At 66.4% G+C, this 13898-nt stretch carries 14 protein-coding genes; 3 read left to right on the forward strand and 11 right to left on the reverse strand.

The features are described 5' to 3' along the window. Positions 1–44 precede the first annotated feature (44 nt). A complete protein-coding gene (locus ACSC1R_RS07795) occupies positions 45–1154 on the forward strand; it encodes an ATP-binding protein (RefSeq protein ID WP_439028497.1) in 1110 nt (369 codons plus the stop codon). Between the two features lie 102 nt (positions 1155–1256). Here the strand turns inward: ACSC1R_RS07795 and ACSC1R_RS07800 are convergent, their stop codons facing one another. The 4 genes from ACSC1R_RS07800 to ACSC1R_RS07815 all read right to left on the reverse strand — a co-directional run bounded on the left by ACSC1R_RS07800 (position 1257) and on the right by ACSC1R_RS07815 (position 4057). Next, positions 1257–1430: a hypothetical protein gene (locus ACSC1R_RS07800; RefSeq protein ID WP_439028498.1), complete on the reverse strand. Its 174-nt coding sequence runs from the start codon at positions 1428–1430 to the stop codon at positions 1257–1259. A 57-nt stretch (positions 1431–1487) separates the two neighbouring features. Continuing rightward, positions 1488–2309, reverse strand: a complete 822-nt coding sequence (locus ACSC1R_RS07805) for a hypothetical protein (RefSeq protein WP_439028499.1) — start codon at positions 2307–2309, stop codon at positions 1488–1490. A gap of 96 nt (positions 2310–2405) precedes the next feature. Beyond that, on the reverse strand, positions 2406–3704 hold the full coding sequence (locus ACSC1R_RS07810) for an RNB domain-containing ribonuclease (protein WP_439028500.1): 1299 nt from the start codon (positions 3702–3704) through the stop codon (positions 2406–2408). Positions 3705–3763: 59 nt separating this feature from the next. Next, a complete protein-coding gene (locus ACSC1R_RS07815; protein ID WP_439028501.1) occupies positions 3764–4057 on the reverse strand; it encodes a DUF7562 family protein in 294 nt (97 codons plus the stop codon). A 118-nt stretch (positions 4058–4175) separates the two neighbouring features. On the opposite strand from ACSC1R_RS07815, the gene ACSC1R_RS07820 reads away from it, so the two are divergent. Continuing rightward, positions 4176–4655: an RNA-binding protein gene (locus tag ACSC1R_RS07820; RefSeq protein ID WP_439028502.1), complete on the forward strand. Its 480-nt coding sequence runs from the start codon at positions 4176–4178 to the stop codon at positions 4653–4655. A gap of 216 nt (positions 4656–4871) precedes the next feature. Here the strand turns inward: ACSC1R_RS07820 and ACSC1R_RS07825 are convergent, their stop codons facing one another. The 3 genes from ACSC1R_RS07825 to ACSC1R_RS07835 all read right to left on the reverse strand — a co-directional run bounded on the left by ACSC1R_RS07825 (position 4872) and on the right by ACSC1R_RS07835 (position 7931). Further along, the gene (locus ACSC1R_RS07825; RefSeq protein ID WP_439028503.1) at positions 4872–5585 is read right to left on the reverse strand and encodes a DUF1028 domain-containing protein; all 714 of its coding nucleotides are present in this window, start codon (positions 5583–5585) and stop codon (positions 4872–4874) included. A 63-nt stretch (positions 5586–5648) separates the two neighbouring features. Beyond that, positions 5649–6071 carry a hypothetical protein gene (locus ACSC1R_RS07830; protein ID WP_439028504.1) on the reverse strand — a complete coding sequence of 141 codons (423 nt, stop codon included), beginning with the start codon at positions 6069–6071 and terminating at the stop codon, positions 5649–5651. A gap of 90 nt (positions 6072–6161) precedes the next feature. After that, complete coding sequence (locus ACSC1R_RS07835; protein ID WP_439028505.1) at positions 6162–7931, reverse strand: S8 family serine peptidase; 1770 nt, start codon at positions 7929–7931, stop codon at positions 6162–6164. 240 nt (positions 7932–8171) lie between these two features. On the opposite strand from ACSC1R_RS07835, the gene ACSC1R_RS07840 reads away from it, so the two are divergent. Continuing rightward, positions 8172–8531, forward strand: a complete 360-nt coding sequence (locus tag ACSC1R_RS07840) for a cell division protein SepF (RefSeq protein WP_439028506.1) — start codon at positions 8172–8174, stop codon at positions 8529–8531. Positions 8532–8749: 218 nt separating this feature from the next. On the opposite strand, the gene ACSC1R_RS07845 is transcribed toward ACSC1R_RS07840, so the two are convergent. From ACSC1R_RS07845 to ACSC1R_RS07860, 4 genes are all read right to left on the reverse strand, one after another. Continuing rightward, complete coding sequence (locus ACSC1R_RS07845; protein ID WP_439028507.1) at positions 8750–9121, reverse strand: NifU family protein; 372 nt, start codon at positions 9119–9121, stop codon at positions 8750–8752. A gap of 83 nt (positions 9122–9204) precedes the next feature. Then, complete coding sequence (locus ACSC1R_RS07850; protein WP_439028508.1) at positions 9205–10695, reverse strand: LVIVD repeat-containing protein; 1491 nt, start codon at positions 10693–10695, stop codon at positions 9205–9207. A 68-nt stretch (positions 10696–10763) separates the two neighbouring features. Next, a complete protein-coding gene (locus tag ACSC1R_RS07855) occupies positions 10764–12248 on the reverse strand; it encodes a hypothetical protein (protein WP_439028509.1) in 1485 nt (494 codons plus the stop codon). A gap of 42 nt (positions 12249–12290) precedes the next feature. After that, positions 12291–13859, reverse strand: a complete 1569-nt coding sequence (locus tag ACSC1R_RS07860) for an LVIVD repeat-containing protein (protein ID WP_439028510.1) — start codon at positions 13857–13859, stop codon at positions 12291–12293. Positions 13860–13898: the final 39 nt, after the last annotated feature.

Here is a 13898-nt window from a genome sequence, read left to right on the forward strand (position 1 = left end):
AAATTCACGCTCTGGTATATACGACTCCACACCGTAACCGGGACATGGGTATCTCCGGAGAGGTCGCATTCGCGGGATTCGATGCGCTCCCTACACAGGTCGCTATCTTGGACCGAGAGGGGGCCATCGTCTACACGAACCGCGCGTGGCGGGAACTGGAAGGGTCCGACGAACGCGATGCTGAACTGGAGCCGACCACGGTGAACTACCTGGACGTCTGCGAGTCGAGCGACGACGAGGATGGGGGTGCTGTGGCGACGGGTATACGGGCCGTTCTGAGAGGGACGAAGGACGTCTTCGCGTTCGAGTACCCGTGTCCCTCTCCGACGGAAGAACAGTGGTTCACGATGCGAGCCAGTCGGTTCGAGCACGACGGCGAACCGTACGTGCTCGTGATGCACCTGGACATCACGGAGCGGAAACTCGCAGAGCGGAAACTGGAACGGACGGCTACTCATCTCCGGAACCTCACCGAACTGCTCTCACACGACCTCCGGAACCCGCTCGCGGTCGCGACCATCTACACGGAGCTACTGGCCGACGACTACGGGTCGAGTGACGCTCTCGAGAAGGTTCGGCTGGCTCTCGACCGCATGAACGGCATGCTCGGTGACGCGCTGGCCCTCGCCCGGTACGGAGCTGTGGCGGAGGAGGACATGCAGTGGGTGGACCTCGCGGAGGTGGCCGATCGTGCGTGGGGTACGGTCGCGACCGAACAGGGCAGGCTCGCCATAGCGGGAACGGTTTCGTTTCGTGCGGAACCGAAATTCCTGCAACACGTCTTCGAGAACCTGTTCCGGAACGCCATAGAGCACGCGGCTCCACGAACCGGCAGCGAAGCTAGCGGCGATACGGGGTCTCGTGGGCAGCGAGTTGTCGGCCAGTCCTCGCTCGAGCACGCCGAGGCCCTGGTGACCGTCGAGGTCGGACCGCTCGCGGACGGGTTCTACGTCGCCGACGACGGCGTGGGTATCTCACCCGACGACCGGGAGCGGGTTTTCGACGCGGGCTACACGACGACCGCCGATGGGACCGGCTTCGGTCTCGGAATCGTCGCTCGTATCGTGGAGGCACACGGCTGGCAGATTCGCGCCATGGAGGCGGAGTCGGGCGGTGCCCGGTTCGAGGTAACGGGAATCGATAGTGACCGCTGACCGGCAATCGTGGCGGCGGTCACAGCCCGCGAAAATCGGTTCTATCCTGACACTCGCGCCGGGTGGCGCTCCCGCACTATCGGTCGGTGTTTCGACGAACGGTTACCACACCGACCGTTCGTCGGTCACCACCACCTCCTCGTCGACGACGGCACAGCAGTTCTCGTAGGGGACGAACGCAGCGAACTGGCCGTCGATGTAGCACTCGATGCCACGGTCTATCTTCTCGTAGCTGTCGCACTCGATCTGGCCTTCGTGGAGGATTACTCTGTACATGCACGAGACTAGGGTTCGAGACGAGAAATCCGTGACGCGCGACGTTTCAGGCCGTCGTCACTCGTGCTCGTGGACCCGCTCGGAATCGGGAGCGGCCGGGCCGTCGATACAGGCCGCGTATTCGAGCGCGTCGTCGAGCCAGGGGTCGTCGTCGTCGCGTGTCCCAGGGTCGGGGACCCGCGGCGGGTCGTCGGGTGAGACGAGAACCTGCAAGAGCCGGTCGCCGTCGGTCACTTCGACGAGGTGGCCGTCGGGGTAGTCACCGACGTGGGCGTGGTCGAAGCGGTCGCGGAGGGAACGGACGCGCGTCGAGTCGGCACCAGGGAGGCAGTCTCGGACGTCGAAGACGGGCTCGAAGCCGGACTCGAGCGCGTCGCGGGCGGTGGCGTGCCAGTCGGCATCGCACGCCGGGGACGGCGATTCGACGTCGTCGCCGCTGGCGGTCACTGTCGTCGCCGTGGCGTACCCTGGCGGTCCGGGGAACGCGCCGTACGCCGAAACTGGGTCGTCGGGAGAGCCCCGCTTCGACGAACCGGGTGCGACGATCGCCACCTCGTCTGCGTCGTCGTAGCCGGTGACGAGGAAGCGAGCCGACTGCTCGTCGTCGGTGACGGCGACACGGAGTCCGTCCTCGGTCACGGCGAGGAGCCGGCAGTGAAACGCGTCGGTCAGAGACTGGGTCAGGCTCGTCCCAGCGGTCGTGCTCCCGGTCAGCCCGTCGGTGTCGGCGGCGGTGTGGACCGCGTCAGTGGTCGGTGTCGGTGAACTTGCTGACTGTGGAGTCGGGCCTCCCGTTCGTGTTTCGTAGACGCGGGTGACTACCCAGAAGGTACCGACGAACATGAGCAGTACGAGGAACAGGAAGACGGCGTAGTTCACGGCGGCATCACCGGGACGGCCGTGCTGGAAGTGCGGGTGGGTCGCATCGTGTTTCCTGTCAGTTCTCCAGACGGGCGCAAAACGGTGTCGGTGGGCTTACTCTTCGTCTTCGTCGTCCTCGAGGACCTCGATACCACGGTTGTTCACGGCGTTGGGGTCGAGCCCGACCTCCTGGAGGAACTGCTTGTACTCGCGTTCGCACTGTTCGGCGGCCTTCTGCTTGTCGGATGCGGCCGAACAGAGGGCAGCGAGGTCCTCGGGCACGTCGTTGGTGTAGACGATGTAGTGGTTGATGAGGTCCGAGAGGCGGCGGATGGGCGAGGTGAAGTGCCCGTAGATGTCGAAGTTCAGGGCGTGGTGGCCGCCGAAGGGGTCGGACATGTACTTCGCGCGGGGCATGACCTTCATCACGGCCCACTGTATCTTGCCGAGCTGGCGCTCGGGGGCGGTCTCCAGGGTCGCGTTGACGGCCTTGCGGGGGTCGTCCCAGGAGTCTCCGGGGATGGAGACGCCGTCGAGTTCCTGAATCTCGACGAGGGCCTTGTCCCACTCGTCGGGGGTGGGCTGGGGGTGAACGCGGTACATCGCCTCGACGCCGCGGTTCCACATGAGGACGTGCGTGACGGCCTTGTTGGCCTTCAGCATGCACTCCTCGATGATGGTGTGAGCGCGGTCGCGGCGCGGATTCAGGACGAGCGAGCCGTCCTCCTTGCGCTGTTCGTGCAGCCGGTCGGCGACGTCGAACACGAGCGAGATTTCGTCGTGGAGGTCGGCGTCGGGTTCGTCCAGGCGGCGCTCGGTCTGGGTGTAGGTCAGGCGCTCGTCGGAGTGGATGACCGACTTGTAGATGTCTATCTCGTCGTAGCTGAGCGTCTCCTTGTCCAGTTCCATCTCGACGGTGTGGGCGAGGCGGTCCTCGTTCGGGACGAGCGAGCAGACGGTCTCGGCCAGCATCGGCGGGAGCATGTGGATGGTGTAGGCGGGGAGGTAGACGGTGTTCCCGCGCTCGACGGCCTCGGCCCACATCGCACTCTCGGGGTGGACGTAGTGGCTCACGTCGGCGATGTGGACCCACAGCGTGTACGTCTCCTCGTTCTCGCGGATGGAGATGGCGTCGTCGAAGTCCTGGGCGTCGACCGGGTCGGTCGTCCACGTCGTCAGGTCCCGGAGGTCTTCGCGCTCGTCTATCTCGTCCTGTATCTCCTGTTGGACGTCTGTGGTCCGCTCTTCGGCCTCGTCCATCACCGCCTGGGGGAACTCGTCGCGAATCTCGAACTTCTCGAAGAGTTCCTCTCGCTTGTTCTGGAGGTGGCGCGCGAGTTCCTCGTCGATCTCGACGGGGCCCTGGCCTTCTGCAGTCCCGGCCGCGGCCTGCGCGCTCGTATCATCACTCATATCACTGGCCTACGACCGGCCTGCAGGAAAACGTGTCGGGGTGAGTTCCCCCTCGGGTGTTACTGTTCGGAGGTGCCGTAGCGCTCCTGAACGAGCCGGTCGTAGGTCTGCAGGAACTCCTCCTGTGTCAGTTCGGTAGCATCTATCTCACAGAGGAGCGATTCCAGTTCGTCTCGCGGCTGGTGGCACTCGGCGCGATAACAGGGTTTACAGAGGAACTCGAACTCCTTGCCGGTGCGCTCCCAGCGGTTGCCATACTTGTCGTACTCTCGCGCGTTTCGACGTGGGACGTCCTCGCCACACGAGATGCACGTGACGGTTTCGTTCCCCCGGTCTGTCCGGGAACCCCACATACATCCACAGATGCAGGGGAGGGTTAAAGCCCTTGTCGCGGTGAGTCATGGGTCCCCGTATTCGGCTCGTGCCATCGAGAGCGCGTCGTTTATGCGGCTTCCGTCCGACCGGCCGAGTATGCAGGTCAAGTCACGCCATCACCTTCGCAGCGACGACGTGAACGAGGTCGAATCCGCCATCGCGGACCAGCTCGGTGTCGACCTCGACGGGGACGCGTACGAACTGGTCGAACTGGACGGGAGCGAGTTCGACCTCGTTCTGGTCGACGGCGAGCCGTACGTCTGCTACGTCGACGACGAGCCGTTCCTGACCGTCGCGGGCGCGAACGCACACGAGGCGACGAAGCGAGTCGTGACGGTCGACGCCGGGGCTATCTCGTTCGTCTCCGGCGGTGCGGACGTGATGCGCCCGGGTATCGTCGAGGCGGACGACGACATCGCCGAGGGCGACCTGGTCGTCATCGTCGAGGAGACCCACGGGAAGACGCTCGCCATCGGGCGCGCGCTCACCAGCGGCGACGACATGGTCGGCGACTCGGGGAAGGTCGTCGAGTCGCTCCATCACGTCGGCGACGACCTCTACGAGTTCTCGGTCTGAATCGACCGCTGTCTCCCGATTCTACGTGCTACGAGCGACCGACTCACCGGTTGCCTGAGGAATCAGGCACCCAACTCATCCGGTCGGCGACCGTCGGTCCATACGAGGACAGGGAAACACCCTGGTCTCACAGTGCCTCTGCGGCGTCGCGCTCGCGACGCCATCTTCACGTTCCCGACCCAGAACCGCCGAGCACCAGCGCCTGCTGTCGACGACTCAGGCGTCGGAGACGGCGTCCATGTCGTCGTCTTCGTAGGCATCGCCGTACTTCTCGAGTGCCGCCTCGAACCCTTCGCAGGCGAGTTCGTAGGTCTCGCGCAGGTCGGGGATGGGCGTTTCGGTCGCGTCGACCCGGAGGTCGTCGTAGTACGGTTCGGGGTCGCGGTCCTCGGTGGTCTCGACGCGCAGTGCCGCGCTCTGGATGGTGAGGTCCTCGCGCTTGTCGCCACCCTCGGCGTGACCCGCCGCGAGCGCGTCGACGAGACGTTTCGCCAGCGGTTCGGCACGGTCGCTCGCCTCGTAGGCTTCGGCGACCGAATCGACGACTTCCTCGCCCACGAGCAGGTTCCCGGCGACGGTGTAGTTCTCGCCGACGCGGTCGCCGGCCCAGTCCATGCACTCGTCGCCAGTGAACGCGAACTCGCCCTCGTGGCCGACGCCGTGCAGTTGGCGGGCTGGCGCGTTGTCGTCGGCGTTGAGCAGTCCCTGCAAGGCGTCCGCGGCCGCGAGGCCGTCGTCCAGGTACTCGATGCCCTTCCGCCCGAGGCGGACGTTGGTCAGGCTCTGCGTCGAGACGGCCCCGTTCTCGCTAGCCCAGGGGCACAGCGCGCCGACACCCGGCAACCGGGTGGTCACCGCGACCCCGAAGCGGGTCTGCTCGTCGCCGTCGTCGTCCTCGTACGTCTCTCGCACGCAGATACTGAAGGTCATACCCCCGCTTAGTGGGGGAAGATGAAAACGGTCCGTGTTCGCTGCCAGCCGGTACTACTCCGTTCAGACCCGGGGGTCTTCGAGTCGCACCGGCCGGATGGCCGTCGCGGTCGCCCCGGTCTCGTCCCGCGCGGTCACGCGGACGAGGACACGGCCCGACCGGGTCGTTCGCGCGTCGTCGCCGACGCCGACTGCGGTCGTCCCCGACGCTAGCTCTCCTTCGACCTGTTCGGTCACGGCGGTCCGCTGGCTGTTGCCTCCGACGACGCAGACGGTGACGGTCTCCAGGTCGCCGTCGCCGTCGGTCGCCTTCCACGAGACCACGATGGCCCGTGCGTCGGTCTCGGTGTCGGTCAGGACGGCGTCGAGCGTGACTCCTTCGACCCGCGGCGGAACCGGCTGTGCGGTCTGTGTCGTTCCGTCGGCGTCACTCAGTGTCGTCTCGGCGTCGTCTGTCGACAGGCGCCTCGTTCTCTCCCCTGACATCGTCGTTCACCTAGACAGAGGGTCGCATGGGTCAAGAGGCCCTCACAGACCCGCTCGTGAGTACCTGTCCGTGAGGTGTTTCGCTCGCGCTCACCGTGTCGTCCCGAACGAGTGGACGTCCCAGGCGTAGACCACCCCATCCGACCAGGACGCGACGGCGACGACGTCGTAGCGGGTGTCCGGCAACAGCCCGGTGACGGGGATGGCGAAGGCTGTCGCGGCGTCGAGGGACTGCCGTTCCGACGACTGGCCGAGGTTCCCGTTCGGCCCGTAGAGGAAGAACACCTCGACCGCGTCGTCGGTCCCGACCGCGTCGAGCGTCCCGTGGAGAGTCGCGCTGGTCGCGGTCACGTCGCTCGGCAGGTCGGTCGTGACTGCGGGTGGTTCCGGCGTCACGACGACCGTCGTGAAAGAGCGGGTCTCCCCAGTCGACCGCTCACCGTCGCCCTCGGCGACTGCACGGTACTCGTAGGTCTCCCCCGAGACCAGCCCGGTGATACTCAACTCGACGGTCTCCGTGGCGCTCACCGACACGCGCGGCGTCGTCCTCGCGAGTTCTGTGCCGGCGACACCCCACTCGAAGGAGACGGTCACCGAGTCGGCACTGCCGAGGTCGGTGACCGTCGCGGCGAGTCTGGCTGCAGTCTCCGTGATTCTGGTCGGCTGGTTCGTCGCCGCGGTCGGTGGCGTGCCGAGGCTCCCTTCGATGCCGAGTGCGCCGTCGACGTTCACCAGTCCGAACCCCTGCTCGAGCCAGTCGAGCCCCACGTCTTCGGCGGTCTGCTGGAGCGCGAGTTCGGCCGACGCTGGCGAGTGCCCGGCGGCGAGCAACACTGCCATCGCGCCGGTGACGTGCGGGCACGCCATCGACGTGCCGTTGTAGTACCCGTAGCCTCCCCCCGCGACCGTGGAGTGCACTCGCACGCCCGGGGCGGCGAAGTCGACTCCCGAACCCGTCGCAGAGAAGTCCGCCAGACCATCCTCGCTATCCGTCGCGCTCACGCCGATGACTTCAGGGTACGCTGCGGGATAGGTGACACAGTCAGAGCAGGGCCCGTCGTTGCCGGCCGCGCCAACCAGGACGACGCCCTTGCTCGCGGCGAACTCCACGGCGTCTCTGATGAAGGACGAATCGGCACCGCCGATGCTCAGGTTCACCACGTCCCAGCCCTGCCGCGCGGCGTACTTGATGCCACGGCCGATGTCCCAGTAGAACCCCCAGCCCTCGCAGTTGAGGACCTTCACCGCGTGCAGCGTCACGGACGGGGCCACGCCGACGACTCCCCTGTCGTTGGCGACGGCGGCGATGGTCCCCGCGACGTGCGTTCCGTGTCCCACGTCGTCGTCCCACGTCTCGGTACACGCGTTGTCGACACCACAGGGGAGACAGCGGATGTAGGACTTGCCCGACCCGAGGTTCGCCTGGAGGTCCGGGTGGTCCGAATCGATACCAGTGTCGACCACCGCGACGTGGACCGACCCGCCGGTCTCACCGAGGGCGTGGGCGGTCCGCGCGCCGACACGCTCGATTCCCCAGGGCATCGAGCCCCCGATTGCCTCCATCCGCCCGTTCTCTTCGACGTACTTGACGGCCGGGTGCTTCGCGAGCGCCCGGAGTGCCTGTTCCGGGAACCTCCCGAGCATCGCACCGCCGATTCGGTCACCGAAGTCGATCTCGTCGAGGACCGAGGCCGCAAGCGCCAGTGCCTTCGAGTAGCCCGCTTCGTCCGCGAACGACACGATGTACTCGCCGAACGCCAGTTCCCCCGTCTTCCCCGTCGCTCCGGCTGTTCCGACCGCCTGCGTCCCGACTGCACCTGCGGCGATGGAACGGAGCAACTCTCGCCGGTTCACGTCCATGATACCTCAGTAAAGATATGCTTCGGGGTTCTATGAGTGTTCGTCAGTCCCGGCGGTGAGCACCTCACGGTAGCGTGGTTCCGGACAGAAACAGGGTAACTGGGGCTCAAATGGTGGAGGTGAGGTCATCACTACCGCTGGTGAAACAATTTTTCCAAGTTGTCGCTATATCTGATATGTAATGTGGATGTTGTGCGTCCGACGCAAGAACTATACCCGTCCCGCCGGACTTTTCGCTCTATGGGGTTCATGACCAAAATCCTCGGCTCGACGAACTCACGTAGCACCGAGGACTATCTCGAACTCGATCTCGACGACTTCGACACCGTCTCCGGTGAGGCCGCGATGCAAGTGCACATCGCCGAGGTCGGTGGACAGGCAGACGCCATCGACATCAAGGACGCGGTGTACGACGGTGACCTCGTCATCGCCGACATCACGCGACTGCGCACGGAAGACCGGACGGTCGACCACATCATCGACGAACTCCGGCAGGTCGCACAGGAGGTGGACGGTGACATCGTCCAGAAGGGCGACGACCAGCTCATCGTCACGCCGACCGGTGTGAAGATCAGCCGGGAGAAGCTCGGGCGCGACTGAAATCCGCGATGCGGTGCGGCGCGGTGCAGCGCGGCGCGGCGGTCGACGTGCGCTTTTATGTACGATAGCGCGGCCAGCGTCCGTGTGCTCTGACCACAGCGACCGCGACGGGTCTGGACGGTCGTGCAGCGTGCCCGTCGCGGAGAACCCGACCACTCATAGCGGTCGCTGCCTGTTCGCTACTTCGTCCAGCCAACCCGCCGACAGTCCCGAAGCTGTCAGAAGTGGTCCTTGCCCGGGTTCGAAGAGCCCCAGTCGCCCCGGCCACCTTCGGTCCGGTCGATACCCATGATGGACTCCGCCTGTTCGACGCCGAGTGACTCGCCCGTCTCGGGTACCCGGACCGTCACGTCCTGAATCTCGGGCCACTTGTACAGCTCTGCCTCGATGTTCCCGGTGGTGATGTCGGCCACCGAGCAGCCGCTACACCCGCCACCGAGTTCGATGACGACCTCGCCGGTTTCGGGGTCTGCCTCGCGGACGGCGCTCGTCCCGCCGTGCATCTGGATGATGGGCATCTCGCGGGCCAGCCAGCGTTCGAGGCGCTCTTTCAGCGTGTCCCCCTCGCCGTCGGACGAGTCGGTACTCATTACCGAAACGTAGGCGGCCCGAACGTGAGAAAGCTTTGGGTCTCGTTCGCACGATTCCGCAGGAACGACCGTGAGGGACCGGGTTACTCCCGTTCGCGCCCGCGGAGCAGACGCGCCCCGGCCAGTCCTGCGGCCGCCAGCGCCGACAGGACACCGAAGCCGGGTGTGGCGCTGGTCGACGCGTCGTCGTCGCCGCTGGTCGTGTCAGTCGCCGTCGCCGTCGTGGTGGACGTCCTCGTCGGTGTCGGGGTCGGTTCCGACCTGACGGTGGCGGTCGCGGTCGGCGTCGCCGTCGCCGGGCGGTCGTCGCCCCACCACACGTCGGTCGGTACCTCGGCCATCTCGCCCGCCGAGTCCGGGAACGTCACCAGCCCCTCGGAACGGACGCCCCCGACCTCGTGCCCGGAGGCCACGAAGAACTCGCCGTCGACGGCGGTCCGGGCGGTCCAGAAGGCGTAGCTGTCCGGGGCGGCCCACCACGCGATGCGCTCGGGGGTCGTCGGGTCGGAGACGTCGTGGACGGTCACGCCACCCTGGTACCAGCCGGTGTAGAGTCGGTCACCACTGAGTTCGAAGTTGTGTGCGGTCGTCCATGTGCCGTTCCGGTAGGTGTTGCTCACCGAGTTCGGGGGCTCGATAGCCGAGAGCTTCTGTGGATTCGCCGGGTCGCTGATGTCGAAGAGTTCGAGGCCGGAGGGCCCGCCTTCGTCGTCGTCCGGGTTGGTGTCCCAGGACTCGCCGCCTTCGACCATGATGCTGGCGTCGTCGTTCACCGTGACGTAGTGGTCGTTACCGAGTGGTTCGAGGTACTTCGCGCGGCTGAGGTCGTCCAGCTCGTCGCGCGTGTAGTCACCCTTCCGGCCGACGAAGGAGGGGTTCGCGGGGTCGCTCACGTCGAGGATGAACACGCCAGCGTCCCAGTACGCACAGTAGGCCGTGCCGTTCTGGACGTACAGGTCGTGCAGGACCGTGTTCGGTGGAATCTCCTCCCACTCGGCCTTCCAGTCGCCGGGAGTCCAGGTCGCGAGCCGTTCGAACGGTGCCGACGAGACGTCGACGATGTCCAGCGCGTACCCACCGGTGAGGTACGCGACGCCGTCTTCGAGGTGGGAGTTGTGGTTCCCGTGCTTCGGCGTCTCGAACCACTCACCGACCTGCTCGGGGTTCGCGGGGTCGCTCACGTCGAACACGAAGATTCCCCGGGGGCCGCCGTTCTGTGCCGCCGTCGGAACCAGTACCGTTCCGTCCTCGTACTTCACGTCGAGGACTTCCTGCACGTCCGTCCCGTCCGGGTCGGAGAGGGTCGCGGCCGCATCGCTCAGGATGGTGAGGTCGGTCGGGTCGGAGATGTCGACGGAGACGAAGCCGGAGCCGACGGCGACGTAGGCGACCGTCCCGTCCTCGTTCACCACGGCCTCGGCGGCACCCTGGAGCTCGATGCTGCCGAGCGGTTCGTACCCGGCCTGGCCGTCGGTCGCACTGGCAGCCACGCTGCCGAGCAGTGGGAGAGCGACCGCACCGGCACCGGCGCGCAGCAGTGTTCGTCTATCGATTCGAGAGGGGGACTCGTCCATGGTCCGGGTGACTGCCGTGGAACAATAAATCTGTCCGAACAACCGTGATAGATACTGATTTTCGGCTGTCAGTCGTCTCGCTGGTTCCGCTGCCGCCGGCTGTATCCAACTGCGCCGAGTCCGAGACCGACCAGCGCCGCCACAGGCCCGAACCCTGGAATGGCCTCGTCGGGAGCGCCCTGCGTCGTATCGTCGCCAGCGGTCCCGGTCGCGGCCGGGTCGGTACCCGGAACCGTCGTCGGGTCGGGCGTGCTGGTCCTGGTCGTCCGGGGCGGCAGCTCGGCCTCGGGTGCGACCACCAGCGAGGAGGGGCCGGCCTGTTCGCCTGCGCGGTCGGGGAAGGTGTACAGACCGGTCGTATTCGTCTGGGGAGCCGAGTGGGTCGAGCCAACGAAGAACTCACCAGGGACCGCGAGACGGGCCGTCCAGAACGCGAGGCGTTCGGGGTCGCGCCACCAGGCGATGCGTTGGGGGTTCGTCGGGTTCGAGACGTCGTGTATCATCACACCACCCTGGTACCACGAGGAGTACAGGCGGTCACCCGTGAGTTCGAAGTTGTGGGCGGTCGTCCACGTTCCCGAGTTGTAGCTGGCGTCGGCCGTCTTCGGCGGCTCGATGGTCGAGCGTGGCTCGGGGGTCGTCGGGTCGGTGATGTCGAACAGTTCGATACCCGAGGGGCCGCCGTCGCCGTCGCCGGACTGGAGGTCCCAGGACTCGCCGCCCTCGGCCAGGATGGTGGCGTCGTCGTTCACGGCGACGTAGTGGGCGTTCCCTGGCGGCTCTAGCCCGGCGCTCTGGGGCAGGTCCTGTAGCTCCGCGGGCGTGTAATCCCCGAGATGGCTGACGAACACGGGGGCGGTCCGGTCGCTCACGTCGACGATGAACACCCCGGCGTCCCAGTACGCACAGTACGCGACGTCGTTCTGGACGAACACGTCGTGTAGCGTCTGGAACGACTCGAAGGCCTCCCAGCCGTGGCCGTAGTCGATGGGGGACCAGCGGCTCGCCGGCTGTGGGTCGGTCGGGTCGGTCACGTCGACGATGCCGAGCGGGTTCCGCGCCCCGTTGAGCCCGGTCACGTAGACGTACTCGCCGTCGAAGTCGACGTTGTGGAGGACGAACGGCATCTCGTACCACGAGAGGCGTTCGGGGGTCACGGGGTCAGAGACGTCGTACAGGAAGAACCCTTCGAGGGAGCCGGACTGTGCTGGCCCGGGAACGACGAGCACGTCGTCCGCGTACTTCACGTCGAGGATGGACTGTAGTTCCAGGTCCGTCCCCTCCGGTGAGAGCCCCCGCCGCTCGGCGAGGACGGTCGGGGCGGTCGGGTCACTGATGTCGACCGTGGCGAACCCGTCGCCCGCGGCGACGTAGGCGACCGTCCCGTCGTCGTTCACGACGGCCTCGGCTGCGCCATCGATGTCGACGCTCCCGAGTGGTTCGTACGGGGCGGCCGTCCGGGAAGAACGGCCGCGTTGGCCGGTCGCCGTACCGCCGAAGAGTCGGAGGGTGAGTGTGCCGGCACCGGCTCGCAGGACGTCTCGGCGTCGCATATCCGAGGCAATCGGCCGAGGCTGGATAAAGTGGTCGCCTCTTCAGTCTCGGTTCCCGACGAATCGCGCGGCACCGAGGCCGAGACCGGCGATAGTCGCGAGGACGCCGAAGCCGGGCGTGCTGCCCTCGCTGTCGCCGCCCGAATCGGTGTCCGTCGCAGTGTCGGTAGCGCTGTCAGTGGCGGTGTCTGTGGGGGTCTTCGTCGTCTCCGGCGGGTCGCTGGTCGTGGGCTGTGCCGTCGTCTGGTCGGTCGTGGTGGGCTGTGTCGTCGTCGCGGTGCTCGTCTGTTTCTGCTTGCCCACGTAGTCGGGCCAGTCGCTCTCGGTGACCACGGTCGCGTTCGACGGCGCGGTGAACACGCCGGGTGGGTCCGCCATCTCGGCCGCGGTGTCGGGGAACGTCACGACGCCGCCCGTGGTGTCCTGTCCCGGACCCATGTTGCCGGCGACGAAGAAGTCGCGGTCGCCTGCGAACTTCGCGCCCCAGAACATCTGGGACTCGGGGTCGCGCCACCAGGCGATGCGTTCGGGGTTCGCCGGGTCCGAGACGTCGTGAATCATCACGCCCCCGTAGTACCAGCTGGTGTAGAGGCGACCGTCGTGCACGTCGAAGTTGTGAGAGGTAGTGAACTTCCCCTGGAAGCCCTCGTCGGGCGAGCCGGGGGCTCGGATGGTCGTGAGTTCCTGGGGGTTGGCCTTGTCGCTGATGTCCCAGACGTCGATACCGGAGGCGCCGCGGGTCTCGTCGTCCGGGTTCAGGTCCCACGACTCGGCCCCGACGTACAGCGTTTCCGCTGCCTCGTCGACCGTGACGTAGTGGTTGTTGCCCGGTGGCTGCATACCGATACGGCTGAAGTCCGCCTGTTTCAACTGCGAGAGCTTCGACGCATCGAGCCCGCCGAGTCGCGACACCACTTCGGGGTTCTCCTTGTCCGAGATGTCGACGATGAACGTCCCGGCTTCCCAGTTGGCGAAGTAGGCGTAGTCGCCCTGGACCCAGAGGTCGTGGAGGCTACGGAGCCACCCGTGGACGTCCTGCCACTTCTCGTCGTAGTCGACGATGCCGTACTCACTGACTTCGGTGAAGCTGTCGTCGGAGACGTCGAAGAGACGCATGGTCTCCCTGTCGAAGTCGCTCCGGGTCAGGTAGGCGTGGTCGTCGGCGAGGAAGGAGTTGTGGATGGGGTGGTCGACCTGCTTCACGGCGAGCTGTTCGGGGTTCGCGGGGTCGGACACGTCGTACAGCAGGGCGGCCTTGACGAGTTTGTCTCGGCTCGGGCTGTTGGGCCCGACCACGAGGAGGCGGTCACCGTCGACCTTCACGTCGGCGACCATCTGCATCGGGCCGTTCTCCGCGTCGGCGAGGAGGTCGCGCTGTTCGGCGACGACGGTCGGCTTCGCCGGGTCGCTCACGTCGACGGCCGTGAAGCCGCTGCCGTTGGCGACGAACGCTGTCTCGCCGTCGTCGCTGACGGTCACTTCCTGGGTTCCGTCGACAGTGACGCTGCCGAGCGGCGCGTACGATTCGTCGGGGAGGGCGGTCGCGACGGAGCCGACGGCGCTCGCCGCGAGCACGCCAGCACCGGTTCGCAGGACGTCTCTACGTCGCATACGTCAACGAGCGTTTGGTACAGGGGAAAATATATCGGA

Source organism: Haloarchaeobius ordinarius, assembly GCF_051801355.1.
Classification (GTDB): Archaea; Halobacteriota; Halobacteria; order Halobacteriales; family Natrialbaceae; genus Haloarchaeobius.

Bases quoted from the DNA above. Each gene is read 5' to 3' on its own strand.
- ACSC1R_RS07795 (WP_439028497.1), top strand. From the start codon at position 45: ATGGGTATCTCCGGAGAGGTCGCATTCGCGGGATTCGATGCGCTCCCT.
- ACSC1R_RS07800 (WP_439028498.1), bottom strand. From the start codon at position 1,430: ATGTACAGAGTAATCCTCCACGAAGGCCAGATCGAGTGCGACAGCTAC.
- ACSC1R_RS07810 (WP_439028500.1), bottom strand. From the start codon at position 3,704: ATGAGTGATGATACGAGCGCGCAGGCCGCGGCCGGGACTGCAGAAGGC.
- ACSC1R_RS07815 (WP_439028501.1), bottom strand. From the start codon at position 4,057: ATGTGGGGTTCCCGGACAGACCGGGGGAACGAAACCGTCACGTGCATC.
- ACSC1R_RS07820 (WP_439028502.1), top strand. From the start codon at position 4,176: ATGCAGGTCAAGTCACGCCATCACCTTCGCAGCGACGACGTGAACGAG.
- ACSC1R_RS07825 (WP_439028503.1), bottom strand. From the start codon at position 5,585: ATGACCTTCAGTATCTGCGTGCGAGAGACGTACGAGGACGACGACGGC.
- ACSC1R_RS07830 (WP_439028504.1), bottom strand. From the start codon at position 6,071: ATGTCAGGGGAGAGAACGAGGCGCCTGTCGACAGACGACGCCGAGACG.
- ACSC1R_RS07835 (WP_439028505.1), bottom strand. From the start codon at position 7,931: ATGGACGTGAACCGGCGAGAGTTGCTCCGTTCCATCGCCGCAGGTGCA.
- ACSC1R_RS07840 (WP_439028506.1), top strand. From the start codon at position 8,172: ATGGGGTTCATGACCAAAATCCTCGGCTCGACGAACTCACGTAGCACC.
- ACSC1R_RS07845 (WP_439028507.1), bottom strand. From the start codon at position 9,121: ATGAGTACCGACTCGTCCGACGGCGAGGGGGACACGCTGAAAGAGCGC.
- ACSC1R_RS07850 (WP_439028508.1), bottom strand. From the start codon at position 10,695: ATGGACGAGTCCCCCTCTCGAATCGATAGACGAACACTGCTGCGCGCC.
- ACSC1R_RS07855 (WP_439028509.1), bottom strand. From the start codon at position 12,248: ATGCGACGCCGAGACGTCCTGCGAGCCGGTGCCGGCACACTCACCCTC.
- ACSC1R_RS07860 (WP_439028510.1), bottom strand. From the start codon at position 13,859: ATGCGACGTAGAGACGTCCTGCGAACCGGTGCTGGCGTGCTCGCGGCG.